Annotated in this window: 12 protein-coding genes and 2 pseudogenes; 7 read left to right on the top strand and 7 right to left on the bottom strand. The window is 73.2% G+C overall.

Going from position 1 to position 14,271, the window contains the following annotated elements; genetic code table 11:
• Positions 1 to 34: 34 nt before the first annotated feature.
• Positions 35 to 1,453 (bottom strand): Re/Si-specific NAD(P)(+) transhydrogenase subunit beta, encoded by a 1,419-nt coding sequence (gene pntB / locus ACFXMG_RS33620; protein WP_383828616.1) that lies wholly within the window; start codon positions 1,451 to 1,453, stop codon positions 35 to 37.
• 1 nt (position 1,454) lies between these two features.
• Positions 1,455 to 2,978 (bottom strand): Re/Si-specific NAD(P)(+) transhydrogenase subunit alpha, encoded by a 1,524-nt coding sequence (locus tag ACFXMG_RS33625; RefSeq protein ID WP_383828614.1) that lies wholly within the window; start codon positions 2,976 to 2,978, stop codon positions 1,455 to 1,457.
• Positions 2,979 to 3,089: 111 nt separating this feature from the next.
• Between ACFXMG_RS33625 and ACFXMG_RS33630 the strand changes: the two genes are divergently transcribed.
• The 3 genes from ACFXMG_RS33630 (at position 3,090) to ACFXMG_RS33640 (ending at position 5,821) form a co-directional block, all read left to right on the top strand.
• Positions 3,090 to 3,737: a hypothetical protein gene (locus tag ACFXMG_RS33630; protein WP_383828612.1), complete on the top strand. Its 648-nt coding sequence runs from the start codon at positions 3,090 to 3,092 to the stop codon at positions 3,735 to 3,737.
• Between the two features lie 86 nt (positions 3,738 to 3,823).
• Positions 3,824 to 4,798 carry an acetylxylan esterase gene (locus ACFXMG_RS33635; RefSeq protein ID WP_383828610.1) on the top strand — a complete coding sequence of 325 codons (975 nt, stop codon included), beginning with the start codon at positions 3,824 to 3,826 and terminating at the stop codon, positions 4,796 to 4,798.
• Positions 4,799 to 4,891: 93 nt separating this feature from the next.
• On the top strand, positions 4,892 to 5,821 hold the full coding sequence (locus ACFXMG_RS33640) for a LysR family transcriptional regulator (protein WP_383828608.1): 930 nt from the start codon (positions 4,892 to 4,894) through the stop codon (positions 5,819 to 5,821).
• A 7-nt stretch (positions 5,822 to 5,828) separates the two neighbouring features.
• On the opposite strand, the gene ACFXMG_RS33645 is transcribed toward ACFXMG_RS33640, so the two are convergent.
• Entirely contained in the window at positions 5,829 to 6,329 is a 501-nt protein-coding gene (locus tag ACFXMG_RS33645) for a hypothetical protein (protein WP_383828606.1), read from the bottom strand.
• 139 nt (positions 6,330 to 6,468) lie between these two features.
• Between ACFXMG_RS33645 and ACFXMG_RS33650 the strand changes: the two genes are divergently transcribed.
• Positions 6,469 to 7,839, top strand: a complete 1,371-nt coding sequence (locus ACFXMG_RS33650; RefSeq protein ID WP_383828604.1) for a carbohydrate-binding protein — start codon at positions 6,469 to 6,471, stop codon at positions 7,837 to 7,839.
• Between the two features lie 133 nt (positions 7,840 to 7,972).
• Entirely contained in the window at positions 7,973 to 8,545 is a 573-nt protein-coding gene (locus ACFXMG_RS33655) for an antibiotic biosynthesis monooxygenase (protein ID WP_383828602.1), read from the top strand.
• Positions 8,546 to 8,563: 18 nt separating this feature from the next.
• On the opposite strand, the gene ACFXMG_RS33660 is transcribed toward ACFXMG_RS33655, so the two are convergent.
• Positions 8,564 to 10,621, bottom strand: coding sequence for an ATP-binding protein (locus ACFXMG_RS33660; protein WP_383828600.1), 2,058 nt, complete (start codon positions 10,619 to 10,621; stop codon positions 8,564 to 8,566).
• Positions 10,622 to 10,639: 18 nt separating this feature from the next.
• Positions 10,640 to 11,248: a hypothetical protein gene (locus ACFXMG_RS33665; protein ID WP_383828598.1), complete on the bottom strand. Its 609-nt coding sequence runs from the start codon at positions 11,246 to 11,248 to the stop codon at positions 10,640 to 10,642.
• Between the two features lie 290 nt (positions 11,249 to 11,538).
• On the opposite strand from ACFXMG_RS33665, the gene ACFXMG_RS33670 reads away from it, so the two are divergent.
• On the top strand, positions 11,539 to 12,405 hold the full coding sequence (locus ACFXMG_RS33670) for a glycerophosphodiester phosphodiesterase (protein WP_383828596.1): 867 nt from the start codon (positions 11,539 to 11,541) through the stop codon (positions 12,403 to 12,405).
• 39 nt (positions 12,406 to 12,444) lie between these two features.
• On the opposite strand, the pseudogene ACFXMG_RS33675 reads toward ACFXMG_RS33670, so the two are convergent.
• Positions 12,445 to 12,906: pseudogene (locus ACFXMG_RS33675) on the bottom strand (IS5/IS1182 family transposase); the annotation flags it as partial.
• A 95-nt stretch (positions 12,907 to 13,001) separates the two neighbouring features.
• Positions 13,002 to 13,124, bottom strand: a pseudogene (locus ACFXMG_RS33680) (IS5/IS1182 family transposase); the annotation flags it as partial.
• Between the two features lie 500 nt (positions 13,125 to 13,624).
• Here ACFXMG_RS33680 and ACFXMG_RS33685 point away from each other — a divergent pair.
• A partial coding sequence (locus ACFXMG_RS33685) for a hypothetical protein (RefSeq protein ID WP_384903067.1) occupies positions 13,625 to 14,271 on the top strand: 647 nt, incomplete at its 3' end.

Here is a 14,271-nt window from a genome sequence, read left to right on the forward strand (position 1 = left end):
CGTAAGGGAGGCACCCAGGTCCCGGGTGGGGGCGTCAGAGCGCGCTGACGATGTCCTCCACCCGGTCCTTGGCGTCGCCGAAGAGCATGGTGGTGTTGGGGCGGAAGAAGAGCGGGTTCTGGACGCCCGCGTACCCGGAGGCCATCGAGCGTTTGAAGACGATGACCTGGCCGGCCTCCCAGACGGTGAGGACGGGCATGCCGGCGATGGGGCTGCTCGGGTCCTCGGCGCCGGCCGGGTTGACCGTGTCGTTGGCGCCGATGACGAGGACGACGTCGGTGTCGGCGAAGTCGCCGTTGATCTCGTCCATCTCCAGGACGATGTCGTACGGCACCTTGGCCTCGGCGAGCAGCACGTTCATGTGGCCGGGCAGGCGGCCGGCGACGGGGTGGATGCCGAAGCGGACGGCGACGCCCTGGGCGCGCAGCTTGGAGGCGAGTTCGGCCACCGGGTACTGGGCCTGGGCGACGGCCATGCCGTATCCGGGGGTGATGATGACCGAGCGGGCGGCGCCGAGGAGTTCGGCGGCGGCCTGGGCGGTGATCTCCTGGTGCTCGCCGTAGTCGACCTCGGAGCCGGCCGGGGCCTCGATGCCGAAGCCGCCGGCGATGACGGCGAGGAAGGAGCGGTTCATCGCCCGGCACATGATGTAGCTGAGGTAGGCGCCGGAGGAGCCGACGAGGGCGCCGGTCACGATCAGCAGGTCGTTGCCGAGGAGGAAGCCGGAGGCGGCCGCGGCCCAGCCGGAGTAGCTGTTGAGCATCGACACGACGACCGGCATGTCGCCGCCGCCGATCGAGGCGACCAGGTGCCAGCCGAGCGCGAGGGCCAGGGCGGTCGCCGCGATGAGCAGCCAGAGCGCGGGCGCGACGGTGAAGCGGACGGTCAGGACGAGGAAGAGGGCGAGGGCGCCGACGTTGAGGGCGTTCCTGGCGGGGAGCATCAGCGGCCGGGAGTCGATCCGGGCGGCGAGCTTGAGGTAGGCGACGACCGAGCCGGTGAAGGTGACGGCGCCGATGAAGACGCCGATGAAGACCTCGGCGTGGTGGATGCCGAGGGTGCCGAGCGCGTCGAGGGCGGCGGCCTCGGGGCCGCCGGGGCGGTGCTCGACGTCGAGGTAGCCGTTCCAGCCGACGAGGACGGCGGCGAGTCCGACGAAGGAGTGCAGCAGCGCGATCAGTTCGGGCATGCCGGTCATCTCGACGCCGCGGGCGCGCCACAGGCCGATGAGCGCGCCGGCGAGCATGGCGGCGGCGAGCAGCCCAGCGGCGCCGGCGGCGATGCCCCGGTCGGCGGCGAGGACGACGGTGGCGACGAGGGCGATGCCCATGCCGAACATGCCGAAGGCGTTGCCGAGCCGGGCCGATTCGTGCTTGGAGAGTCCGGCGAGGGCGAGGATGAAGAGCAGGGCGGCGACGAGGTAGGCCGCCTGGGCGGCGTGGGTGGCGGACATGTCAGCTCCTGTTGAACATTCCGAGCATGCGGCGCGTCACCGCGAAGCCGCCGAAGACGTTGATGCTCGCCAGCAGGATGGCGGCGGCCGAGAGCACGGTGACGGCGGTGCCGCCGTGCCCGATCTGGAGCAGCGCGCCGACGACGATGATCCCGGAGATCGCGTTGGTCACCGACATGAGCGGGGTGTGCAGGGCGTGGTGCACGTGCCCGATGACGTAGTAGCCGATGACGATGGCGAGGACGAAGACGGTGACGTGGGGCAGGAGCGCGGCGGGGGCGAAGCCGACGACGAGGAAGAGCGCGAGGGCGGTGACGGCGACGCCGGTGAAGCGGCGCCGGGGTGTCATGGGTTCCCTGACCGGCGAGACGGGCTGCGGGGAGGAGGCGGCGGGCGCGGGGGCGGCGGAGACCTGGACGGGCGGCGGCGGCCAGGCGGGTTCGCCGTCGCGGACGACGGTGACCGAGCGCTGCACCGGGTCCTCCTCGTCGAGGACGAGGCGCCCGTCCTTGGCGGGGGTCAGGAGCTTGAGGAGGTTGAGGAGGTTGGTGCCGTAGAGCTGCGACGCCTGGGCGGGGAGGCGGCCGGCGAGGTCGGTGTAGCCGAGGATCGTGACGCCGTTGGCGGTGACGGTCCGCTCGCCGGGTACGGTGCCCTCCACGTTGCCGCCGTTGGCGGCGGCCATGTCCACGATCACCGAGCCCGGCTTCATGGCGGCCACCGTCTCGGCGGTGATCAGCCGGGGCGCGGGGCGGCCGGGGATCAGGGCGGTGGTGATGACGATGTCGGCCTCGGGGCACTGAGCGGCGTAGAGGGCGGCCTCGCGGGCCTTGTAGTCGTCGCCCATCTCCTTGGCGTAGCCCGTCGCGGAGACCTCCGTCTCGGGGGACTCGATGGCCAGGTACTCGCCGCCCAGGGAGCGGACCTGGTCGGCCACTTCGGGGCGCGGGTCGGTGGCCCGGACGACGGCGCCGAGCGAGCCTGCGGTGCCGATCGCCGCGAGTCCGGCGACACCCGCGCCGGCGACGAGGACCCGCGCGGGCGGCACCTTGCCGGCGGCGGTGACCTGGCCGGTGAAGAAGCGGCCGAACTCGTGGGCCGCCTCGACCACGGCCCGGTAGCCGGCGATGTTCGCCATCGAGGACAGGACGTCCATCGACTGGGCCCGGCTGATGCGGGGCACGGCGTCCATGGACAGGACCGTGAGGGGGCGCCGGCCCAGGTCCTCGACCATCGCCGGGTCGAAGGCCGGGGCGAACAGCGCGATCACCGTGGCGCCGGGGCACATCCGGTCCAGCCGCTCCGGCGCGGGGGCGTTCACGCCGAGCACGACGTCCGCCTCCACCGCCTCGCCGGTCCGGGCGCCCGCCGCCTCGTAGGCGCTGTCGGGGAAGCCGGCCGCGGTGCCCGCGTCCGGGTCGACGACGACCTCGTAGCCGAGCCCGCGGATCTTCTCGACCGTGGCGGGCGTCGCCGCCACGCGCCGCTCGCCGTCCCGTGTCTCCTTGAGGACTCCGACAATCACCACACCCCTCCGTTCGCCGCTGTCGACCCCACCTTCGCCTCCACGGGCCCCTCCGGGAAGAAGGCTCGCGCGGCGCGCCCCTATGCTGCCCACCGGGGAGGGACGGTGAGCATGACGGAGTTCGAGGTGGGCCTGCCGACGTACGGGAGGCGGCCGCGCGTACGCCGCCTGCCCCCGCTGGGCGGGCGCCGCAGGCGTTGGCGCGCCCTGCGGAACTTCTTCCTCTTCCGCTTCCTCGTCGCCCTGCCGGAGGATCCCCTGGACGCGCTCGGGGCGCTGACGGAGCCGGGCCGGAAGCTGTGGCGCCTGCTGGTGCGCCTGGCGGCGGGGCCGGGCATGCGGGGCGGCTGGGACAGCGACGCCGGGCGGCTGCTGCTCGCGGTGCACGCGGCGTACTGGACGCGGCACGCGCTGCGCACCGAAGAGCCGGAGTGCTACGTGGGGGTGGCCGGCGGCATCGTGTCCGTGCGCGCCGAGTGGGCGCCGGAGGAGGAGGCGGTGGCCGGGGCGCATGCCGGGGTGCGGCGGACGCCGTGGCCGCGGGCGCTGCGGCGGCGCGTGGACATCGGTTTCCCGGACGGGTCGTGGCTGACGGTGTGGGCGGAGGGGCCGGGGGCGGCGGAGCGGTTGCGGGGGCTGCTGATGGAGGGGGTTGCTGTGGAGGGGGTTCCCGTGGCGGGGGCTCCCTTGGCCGGGGTTGCCGTGGCGGGTGGCGGTGGTGGGGGTGTGCGGGTGAGTGACGAGCGTTCACGTATATGAATCTCGGGGGTGTGCGGGCTAGGGTGGGCCGGGCCGGGTCCGACCGGTCGACATTTCGAACGTGACGACCTGACCAGGCGGTATTCATGCCCCTCTTCGACATGCCCCTCGACCGGCTCCGGGAGTACCGCAGCGCGTCGGTGGAGCCGGAGGACTTCGACGCGTTCTGGGCGAGGACGCTCGGCGAGGCGCGCGAGCACCCGCTCGACGCCCGGTTCGAGCGCGTGGCGACGGGGCTCGCCACGGTGGAGACGTACGACGTGACCTTCGCCGGTTTCGGCGGGCAGCCCGTCAAGAGCTGGCTCGTCGTCCCGGCCGGGGTAAGCGAACCGGTGCCGGTCGTCGTGGAGTTCCTCGGGTACGGCGGCGGGCGCGGCCTCCCGCACACCCATCTGCTGTGGGCCTCGGCCGGGTTCGCGCACTTCGTGATGGACACCCGTGGCCAGGGCAGCGGTTGGGCGCCCGGCGACACCGCCGATCCGGTGGGCAGCGCGCCCGCGTTCCCCGGGTTCATGACGCGGGGCGTGGAGGATCCGGAGACGTACTACTACCGGCGCGTGTACACGGACGCGGTGCGCGCGGTGGAGGCGGCGCGGTCGCATCCGCTCGTGGACGCGGACCGCGCGGCGGTGACCGGCATCAGCCAGGGCGGCGGCATCACCGTCGCCGTCTCGGGTCTGGTGCCGGACCTGGTGGCGGTGGCGCCGGACGTGCCGTTCCTGTGCGACTTCCCGCGCGCGACGACCGTCACGGACCGGACGCCGTACCGGGAGATCGGCAACTACCTGAAGACGCACCGGGGCCGGGTGGAGCGGGTGCGGGAGACCCTCGCCTACTTCGACGGGGTGCACTTCGCGGCCCGGGCGACCGCGCCCGCGCTGTTCTCCACCGCGCTGGAGGACCTGACCTGCCCGCCGTCGACGGTGTTCGCCGCGTTCAACGCGTACGCGCACGAGGACAAGGCGATCGAGGTCTACGACTTCAACGACCACGAGGGCGGCGGCACGTTCCAGCAGGCCGCGCAACTGGCCTGGCTGCCGGGGCGACTCCGCGCCGGATAGCCCGCCCTCTGGCCCCCTCCTCGGCGGCCCCTTCCTCGCTATACCCCCTTCCTTGGTCTGGACCTGTCACGTGCGGAGCCTCAAGCTGGGTGCATGGACTTGGAGTTGCGGCACCTGAAGACGGTCCGGGCCATCGCCGAGGCCGGCAGCCTCACCCGCGCGGCCACCGCCCTCGGGCTGGCGCAGCCCGCCCTGAGCGCCCAGCTCAAGCGGATCGAACGGGCACTGGGAGGCGCCCTGTTCGTGCGCGGACGGGAGGGCGTGCGGGCCACCGCCCTGGGCGATCTGGTCCTCGACCGGGCGCGGGTGGTGCTGCCCGCCGTCTGCGAACTCCAGGAGGAGGCCGTCCGGTTCGCCCGCGACGGCGCCGCCGGGCATCGCCTCGGCGGGACCCATGGACCCCTCCTCGGCGGCCTGGTGGACCGGCTCGCGCACGCCGAGCCGGACGCGCAGGTGACCACGTACACCTCGTGGTCGGAGCGGGAGGTGGCCGCCGGAGTGGTCGCCGGGCGGCTGGACTTCGCGCTCGTCGGCGTCTGCGGGGAGAGCTCGCCGCCGGAGGCGGGACGGCTCGCGTGGACCGAGGTGGCCCGCGACCCGGTATACGTGATGCTGGCGAGCGGCCATCCGCTGGCCTCCCGCCCGCACGTCGCGCTGGCCGAACTCGCGGGCGAGGACTGGACGGACGTGCCAGGGGACGGCTGTTTCGGCGACTGCTTCGCCGCCGCGTGCGTACGGGCCGGCTTCACCCCGGCGCGGGTGTACGAGACGGACACCGCCTCCTGCGTCCACCTGGTCCAGGTGGGCCGCGCGGCGGGCCTCTGCCGGGCGACCTTCCCGGCCACCCCCGGCATCGTCACCCGCCCCCTGACCGGCGCGCCGCTCCTCTGGCGCCACCTCCTCGGCTGGCACCCCGAGGGCCGCGCGGCCGTACGCGCCGCCGCCGTCCTCGCGCACGCCCGCGACGCGCACGCGGAGGCGCTGGCCCGCAGCGCGGGAAGGACGGCGGCCACGGCGTCTTGACTGTCCGTCAGGTGTCGTACTCGCCATCCCAGGGCGCGGAGAACCCCAGGCCGTCGGGGTAGAGCTCGACCCACTCGCGCAGCGCGTCCGCGTCCCCGTCCCCGTCCCCGTCCGCGTCGGCACTGTCGTCCTCCTCCACCACCACCATGCCGAACAGAACCCCTTCGAACCGTACAGAGAAGGGCGCGACGGCGATGTCCTCGTACCGCCGCCCGGGCAGGGCGTCCAGCCAGTCGTCGAGGAGGCGTCGCGCGGTGTCGACGACCTCCCGCTCCCCCTCGGCCGTCGTGCCGGTGGACGCGATGCTCGATTCCAGGTGCCGGCCCTTCTCGTCGAACCGGTGGAGGACCGCGTACCACCTCCTCCACCGCTGCCAGTCGTCGCCGCTCCAGCCCTCCGGGAAGGCGGCGGTGACGGAGGCGAAGAACTGGCCGCCGTCCCACCGGCCGATGGTGGCCGTGCGGTAGTCGGGCTCGTGCTTGACGGGGATGACGTCGGGAACGCTCATGCGCCGCACGGTAGTCGGCGCCACCGACAGTGCCCGGGGGCATAACGCGGGGGGAGGGGCCGGCCGGAGGCTCCCGCTCCCCCGGGCGTGTTCCTACGGTTCTCGGCAGATCCCCCACCGAGAACCGAGGAGACTCCCCATGCTCCGACGACACGCCCGCGCGGCGTGTACCGCGCTGGCCGCCGCCGGGATGGTGCTGGCCGGCCTCCAGGCCGGGTCCGCGACCGCCGCGCAGCCCTCCCCCGGGACCGCCCCGTCCGTCCAGAGCGCCGCCCGTGCGCTCGGGGCCGGCGAGGCCCAGCCCGAGCTGCTGGCCGCCATGGGCCGCGACCTGGGTCTGACCCGGGCCCAGGCCGAGCGCCGTCTGGTGAACGAGGCCGAGGCGGGCGCCGCCGCCGCCCGGCTCCGCGACCGGCTCGGCGGCTCCTTCGCCGGCGCCTGGGTCGAGGGCGCCGAGTCCGGCTCCCTGACCGTGGCCACCACCCGCTCCGCGGGCCTCGCCGAGATCCGGGCGGCCGGGGCGACGGCCCTGCTCGTCCGCCACGACCTGTCCGCGCTGGAGCGGGCGAAGGAGGCCCTGGACCGGGCGGCGGGCGCCGACGCGCCGGTCCGCTACGTCGACGTGCGGGCGAACGTCCTGGTGGTCGAGGAGACCCGGGCCGGCGCCGGCGACCGCCTGACGGCGGCGACCGGGGTGCCCCGCGCGCTGGTGCGGGTGGTGCGCAGCGCCGAGGCGCCGCGCCCGCTGTACGACATACGGGGCGGCGACGCCTACTACATGGGCGGCGGCGGGCGCTGCTCGGTCGGCTTCGCGGTGACCCGGGGCACCACCCAGGGCTTCGCGACGGCCGGTCACTGCGGCCGCGTCGGCCAGACCACCAGCGGCTACAACCAGGTCGCGCAGGGCAGCTTCCAGGGCTCGACCTTCCCCGGCAACGACATGGCGTGGGTCGCGGCCAACAGCAGCTGGACGTCGACGCCGTACGTGAAGGGCGCGGGCGGCGCGAACGTACAGGTCACCGGGTCCGTGCTCCAGCCCGTGGGCTCGTCCGTCTGCCGGTCCGGCTCCACCACCGGCTGGCACTGCGGCACCATCCAGCAGCACAACACCAGCGTCACCTACCCGGAGGGCACGATCAGCGGGGTGACCCGGACGACCGTGTGCGCCGAGCCGGGCGACTCGGGCGGCTCGTACATCTCCGGCAGCCAGGCGCAGGGCGTCACCTCGGGCGGCTCCGGCAACTGCTCCAGCGGCGGCACGACGTTCTTCCAGCCGCTGAACCCGCTCCTGTCGAACTACGGCCTGACGCTGAAGACCACCGGCACGGACCCCGGCCCCGGCCCGGGCCCGGGCGAGCCGGAGCCCGGCGGCACGTGGAAGGCGGGCACGGTCTACGCGGCCGGCGCCACCGTCACCTACGGCGGCTCCACCTACCGCTGCCTCCAGGGCCACCAGGCCCAGACGGGCTGGGAGCCCCCGAACGTACCGGCCCTCTGGCAGCGGGTCTGACCCCACTCCCTCCATCCCTCCCTCCGCAGCGCCACTCGCCCCCGCCGGGCGGGTGGCGCTCCGGCGTTCCGGGGGCCGGCGCGGGGCACCGCGTACAGTGGGGGCGGGCGCGCGGTGATCATGAGGAGTACCCGTGACCGCGGTCAGCCTGGAGCACACCACCGTCCCCGCCGACGACGGCGAGGTGAACCTCCTGATAGCCCGCCGGGTGGAACCCGGGCACGAAGAGTCCTTCGAGCGGTGGGCGAAGGGGATCCTGGAGTGCGCGGCGACCTTCCCCGGCCACCTCGGATACGGCCTCTTCCGCTCCGCCGGCGGCGACGCCCCCTGGTTCCTCGTCCACCGCTTCCGCGACGCGGAGGCGTGCCGGGCGTGGCAGGAGTCCCCCGAGCGGGCCGCCTGGTTCGCCGACTGCCAGGGCCACCAGCACACCGAGATCGCCCGCCGCGAGCTGACCGGCATGGAGACCTGGTTCGCCAAGCCCGGCTCGACCCGCCCCGCGCCCCCGCGCTGGAAGATGGCGATCAGCGCGACCCTGGCGATCTACCCCATCTCCGTACTCGGCACCCTCTTCCTCACCCCCCACCTCACCGGCCTCCCCGTCCTCCTCGCCAGCGCGGTCGTCGCCTGCGTCTTCAACGTCCTGATGACCTACGTCGCGATGCCGACCGTCAGCAGACTCCTCCGCGGCTGGCTCACCCGGTAGCCGGGCGGAGAGCCTGCTTCAGGGCACCGCCTCCCCTGCGAAGCCGATGCCCTTCCCCTGGAGGGTGCCGGAGACGTTCGTCGCGCGGCCGCCGAACGACGTCACGTCGAGGCTCACGGCCTGTCCGCGCGGGTTCGCGGTCTCCTCGGACGCCTGGGTGGTGACGTTCGCGAGGAGCCGGTGGGCCTCCTCGACGACGAGGAGGTGGACGAGTCCGGACCGCGGTCCCCGGGCCCGCCGGTGCTCGACCAGGCGGATGAGAAGCAGTCCGGCGAAGAACGCCTTGTCGCCCTCGTCGCCGAGGGCCTCCAGCTCCACCACGGTCGGCCGTTCGAAGAGCACCTCGGGCGGCAGCGAACGGGACACGTCCAACATCGCGCGCTTGGCGCCTCTGCGCAGGGACTGGAGACGGGTGACCAGGGCGGCCCGCAGGTCGCCCGCGATGCGGTCCTCGTAACCGAGCGAGCCGATGACCTCGCCGGCCTTGGACACGAGGTCCGTCAGATCGGGGAAGGCGTCGGCCGGCTCGGCCAGGTCGTCGAGGCGGGTGTTGCCGCCGGTGCGCAGGTCCCAGCCCCGGTCCTCGTACACCTCGTGCAGGCACTGCTCCAGGATCTGCGGGAGGGGGGTCCACATGCCGAACGAGGCGGTGAACACGGCCCGCAGCAGGTCGAGGTGTTCGCCGACGGAGGTGCCGGCCGGGACCTCGAAGGGGTTGAGGACGAACGGGCCGACGGTGGTCCTGCCCGCGGTGAAGACCTGCACGTCCCGGCCGAGCACCGGGTGGGAGATCAGGGCGCGGTACTCGGCCTTGGCCGGCTCCACCACCAGGAACGGCACCCCGTTCGCCCCCGCTTCCAGCAGCAGTCCCATGATCGTGTTCGTCTTCCCGGAGCCGGTCGTGCCGGGCACGAAGACGTGGCGGGTGAGCGACTTCAGCGGCACCCGGTACTGGCCGCCGGTCGCCTGGCGGTGGTCCAGGACGTCGCCGACGAGCAGCTGCGGCACTCCGTCGTCCACCTCCGGGGCGACCACGTCGAACCGGGGGACGGGACTGACGGCGAATCCGGGCGTCTCCACGTTGGGCAGGTGCACGTACGCCGCCAGCTGCGCCGAGCTGAGCAGGGTCTGGGCCGCGTAGGGATGCCGGTACGCGTTCGGTCCCGGCCGCTCCGGATCCTCGGGCAGCGCCCAGCGCTCCCCCAGCCCGACGACCGCCGGATGTTCGACCGTCCGTACGGGCTCCGGCGCCGATCTCGCGCCCGAGAACACGGCCCGCCAGGCCCCGGTGAGGGCGGTGACGTCCTTGGGCCGGGCGCCGAGCAGGTAGACGGCGGTACGCCAGCCGCCTCGCGCCTGCGCGTCGGCGAGCGCCGCGAGCCGGGCCTTCAGGAGGAGCAGGTAGTGCTCGGCGAGCGGGCTGCTCACCCCGACGGCCTCCACCGCCGCGGAGACCGCCCGCATCTCGTTGAGAACCCGGTTCCGGTCGCCGCCGAGCGCCGCCGCGCCCACCGGCTGCGCGAGGATCAGCGCCGCCCAGGTGTGCCCGCTCATGGAGCGGACCAGCCGGTCCACGGGCAGGGCGCCGTCGCGTGGGTCGACGGTCACCGACCCCGGTACGCCGAGGGCGATGGCGCCGCAGGCGAGCGGCGGGGTGGCGACCCCGGCGGCTGCCAGGTCGACGGCGGGATAGCAGCCGTCAAGCACCGAGAGGAGGGTCTCCTGCCGGGCGTCGAGGCGTGCCGGGTCGGCCCCGTCCTCGGCCCAGGTGCCCACGCACACCGAGACGCCCTGCCCGCTGCCGTCGAGCAGGAACGCCACCGGCGTACGGGCTCCGGCGAGCCCCACGAGCAGCGGCAGGGTCGGCGGGTCGAAGCCCGCCTCGTCGGGCCGGGGGGCGCTCTCCGGCGAGGCCACCGGCGTCGGCGCCCGCACGGGCCGGCCCACCCCGGTCAGCCTCACCACCCGCCGGGCGGCGAGCGCGGGCGCGTTCCCTGGTGTACCGGGCAGTGGGGGGACGAGGTCGAGGCGTTGAAGGTAGTCGACGGCGTCGGTGGTGACGGGGTCACTGCTCATGTCGCGGCTCCGGCGGGATCACGGTTCCGGGGGCAGGGTCGGCCAGCCAGGGGGCGGCCCGGTGTCGGCGCCGCAGCCGGTGACGAAGACGCTCGTGATGCCGATGACGACCCCCAGGGCGATGAGGACGAAGAGCACCACGGCCACGGTGCGGGCGACGCGGTAGGACTTGCCCCGGACCCGCGCCCGGGTGGTGAGGTTCGTCAGTTCGTCCGCGCGCAGGGTGCCGTCCCGCCAGCGGCCGCTGACGTGCACGTGGTCGCCGTTGCTCACCGACCCCACGAAGGAGAAGCCGCGCATCTCCACCGGGACGACGGCGAGTTTGTTGCCGCTCTCGTCGTACCGCTCGATGCGGAAGTGCCAGATCTCCATCTCGGCGTCGTTGCCCCACTGTTCCCGCCGCAGCTGGAAGTCGCGGACGACACCGGTGAGTTCGTCGTCCGGTCCACGGCCACGCCCGGCCCGTCCGACCGTCCCTCCGCTGTACGCCCCCGGCTCCGGACCGGGAGGTGGGTTCGCGCCGGCCGAGAGGAAGACGGTGGGGGATCCGCCCCCGCCGGACGGCGACGCCGAGGCTGCCCCGCACGACGGACAGTTCGGCATCCCCAGCGGCACCGGCTGCCGCAAGCTCCGCAGGGTCGCGTCAATCCGGCGCGGCACCCCTCGCAATAGGCGGCACCGGCCCGATTCTCGAACCCGCACGACTGGCAGCGCATGTCGGTGCATTCCTCCGTTCCAGCCTAGACCTGAGCGGCCGAGACGGCCGCTGGGCCCGCGCCGACCTCCACACCACTGGATGAGGCGCGAAGCCCGCACCTGCACCTATAGCGCGCCTGCAACTATTGCGGACGATCGCCGAAACCTGTGAGGTGGACCCGGTCAGGACCGGAACAGGCCGCGTGTTAGAGTCCGCCACCGTGACTCCTGCACGAGGCCGGCGACAGCGCGTCGCAGCCATATCCGCCGCCGCCCTGACCGCCACACTGGCCGCTGCCTTCCTGGTGGTCGACCGAGGGGCGGAACCTGCTACGGCCTCTCCACAGTCGCTGCCCGAGGTGATCGCCCACCGTGGCGCCTCCTCCGTGGCTCCGGAGAACACCCTGATCTCGGGTGAGGTGGCTCGCCGCGTCGGGGTGGACTGGATCGAGAACGACGTCCGGACGACCCAGGACGGCGTCCAGTATGTACTCCATGACGCGACCGTGGACCGGACGACCGACGGCACAGGCAACATAGGAAAGTTGACCTCGGCGCAGGTCGACGCCCTGGACGCAGGCTCCTGGTTCGCCCCGGCATACGCGGGGACCCGAATTCCCACGCTCGCCGCCCAGCTCGCGGACCTGAGGGAGCGCGGCGGACGGCTGCTGCTGGACATCACCGGTACACGCGGCAAGGCACATATCGCGCGCATCATGCAGACCGTGAAGGAACAGCGGATGATGGACCGCGTACGGGTCCAGAGCTTCTTCCCCGAGTCGCTGAAGCAAGTCCGCCAGCTGGCACCCGAAGTCCCCATGGAGCTACTGCGGGACAAACTGGACGCGGACCCGGTAGCGGTAGCCAAAGACCTCGGAGTGACGGCGTACAACGTCTCCGACCGCGCACTGTCGACACGCCCGGAGCTGGTGGCGCAACTGCACGCCGCAGGCCTGTCGGTGAACGTCTGGACGGTGAACGACCCGGCCCGCTGGCAGGCACTGGCAGACCTGGGCGTAGACGGCATCATCACGGATCGCGCGACGGAACTGGCGGGCTGGAAGGCCGCCCGCGCCGGAAGCCGCTAACTGGTTTCTCCAAGGAGAGAAACGGTCAGTGAGCTCTTTTCATCCTGAATAGCTGCGCGTCAGCAGTGTGCGAACGGCCGGGACGACGGTGCCGATGCGCCAGGTCGAGCATCTGGCTCGCCGAAGGATTCGCGAGGAGACCAGCTGCGCGAAGGCGCGTTCGCCGAGTGCGCTGAGCCGGGCGTGGTCGCGGTTGAACTGCCGCTAGTGGGCGGGTTGTTCGCGGTGGTGGTGGAACTGGGTTCGGCCGGCGGCGCTGGCACCCTGGATGTCATGGGCTCGGGCCGCGGTCAGAGCGTGAGTGCGGCCCGGCGTCGCGCGGGAGAACCACAGCGGTGTGCCGGCCGGGGGCGGGCGATGGCCTGCACGGTTCATGCCACGCTTGCGTCGCGCCCAGCCCGGTCAGGGCTTCGTGCAACCCCGGCGCCCAGGCCGCCGCGAGAACGTCCAGGTCTCGTCGACGTACCAGCAGGCCGTCGCGGTCGAAACGCCGAACCCGGCACGGCGAGTTCAGTTCACGCCTTCAGGCGCAGACCAGCCAGGAAGCACGGGATGCGGCCCGTGCCGCCGGCGCCTCGGTCTCCCTTGTCGGCTCAGCACGTGACGCCGGCCTCGGCCAGGGCGTCGACGATGCCGTGTTCGCGGGCCGCCCGGACGACGTGGACGGCGCCGGGCAGGGCCGGTGAGGCCCACAGGAATCGGCCGAAGGGGGCGGCGATCGGGCGCGGCAGCAAGACCGACGTCTCTGAGCTGTGGTGACGCGCATGGGACTCCACAGTGTTCGGGAAGGCGTAAGGCACTTGTACCGGAGCGCTGTTGGCCTGGTCGATGCAGGGGCGCCCCCACGCTGCCGGTGCAAGGCACGATCCTCGTCCGACGGAAGCGCCACGGGAGGAAAGACGTGTTCGGACGCAGGCGTGTGGCTCGTCAGCAGCGAGGAGCGTGGAAGTGGGTGGCGGAGGTAAGCGCGACGCATGTCGAGCCCCCGCTCGACTCCCCCGCCGCGGTGCGCCAGGAGGTGGAGGGGCTGATGATGACGCACCCCCACCCCCTGGTCATTGACGCAGCGGCCCGGTCACCCATCGGCACGGCACCTACGACGACGGTCTGCGGGACCTCGGACACTAACCCGCCCCCGTACACAATCCCGCCGAACCGCCGGAGGAGAACCCGCTTCGGGTCCGGCCAGTCAGTCCATCCGACCATCGAAGGATTCCCCGTGCACCGTCGCACCTCCGGCTCCCTGTCCCTCGCCGTCCTCGTCGCCCTCTCCGTTTCGGGCTGCGCGAAGGACAGCTCCTCCCCCACTCGCTCGGATTCCGCGCCGGCCGCCGCGGGCAAGCCGACTCCCGCGGCAAAGCCCGTTCCGGCCCCGCTCACCTCGGCAACGCTCTCCAAGCGGCTGCTGGACGAGACCGACCTCGGCCAGGGCTACACCCGTCAGAAGGAAACCGGTGATGGCGACCGCGACGACGTCACCGTGATCGGGTGCCCCGCGCTGGAGAAGCTCGGCGGCGACGGCGCCGCCGGAGGCGACCTGGACTTCCCCAACAGCGCGAAGGCCACGTTCTCCTACAGCCGGGGTACCGGCTCCGAGGTCGCGGAGGAGCTCTACAGCGACAGCGTCGACAAGCTCGGCCCCAACACCCGGACGGTCTTCGAGGCCATGACCGGCTGCCCGCTGTACCAGTTCGTCGTGGGCGACACCCCGATCGCCGTCGCCACCCAGAAGCTGCCGGCGCCTGCCCTCGGCGACGAAGCCTGGAGCCAACTGCTCACCTTTACCGCGGGCGGTCGCGACACCGTGATGAAGCAGACCGCCGTCCGCGCCGGCTCCGTGCTCATCGTCGTGTCCGGCTCCCCCGC

It is taken from the genome of Streptomyces sp. NPDC059201 (assembly GCF_042754585.1).
Lineage (GTDB): Bacteria > Actinomycetota > Actinomycetes > Streptomycetales > Streptomycetaceae > Streptomyces.

Coding starts and splice junctions, on each gene's coding strand:
- pntB (WP_383828616.1), bottom strand. CDS start 1,453: ATGTCCGCCACCCACGCCGCCCAGGCGGCCTACCTCGTCGCCGCCCTG.
- ACFXMG_RS33630 (WP_383828612.1), top strand. CDS start 3,090: ATGACGGAGTTCGAGGTGGGCCTGCCGACGTACGGGAGGCGGCCGCGC.
- ACFXMG_RS33635 (WP_383828610.1), top strand. CDS start 3,824: ATGCCCCTCTTCGACATGCCCCTCGACCGGCTCCGGGAGTACCGCAGC.
- ACFXMG_RS33640 (WP_383828608.1), top strand. CDS start 4,892: ATGGACTTGGAGTTGCGGCACCTGAAGACGGTCCGGGCCATCGCCGAG.
- ACFXMG_RS33645 (WP_383828606.1), bottom strand. CDS start 6,329: ATGAGCGTTCCCGACGTCATCCCCGTCAAGCACGAGCCCGACTACCGC.
- ACFXMG_RS33650 (WP_383828604.1), top strand. CDS start 6,469: ATGCTCCGACGACACGCCCGCGCGGCGTGTACCGCGCTGGCCGCCGCC.
- ACFXMG_RS33660 (WP_383828600.1), bottom strand. CDS start 10,621: ATGAGCAGTGACCCCGTCACCACCGACGCCGTCGACTACCTTCAACGC.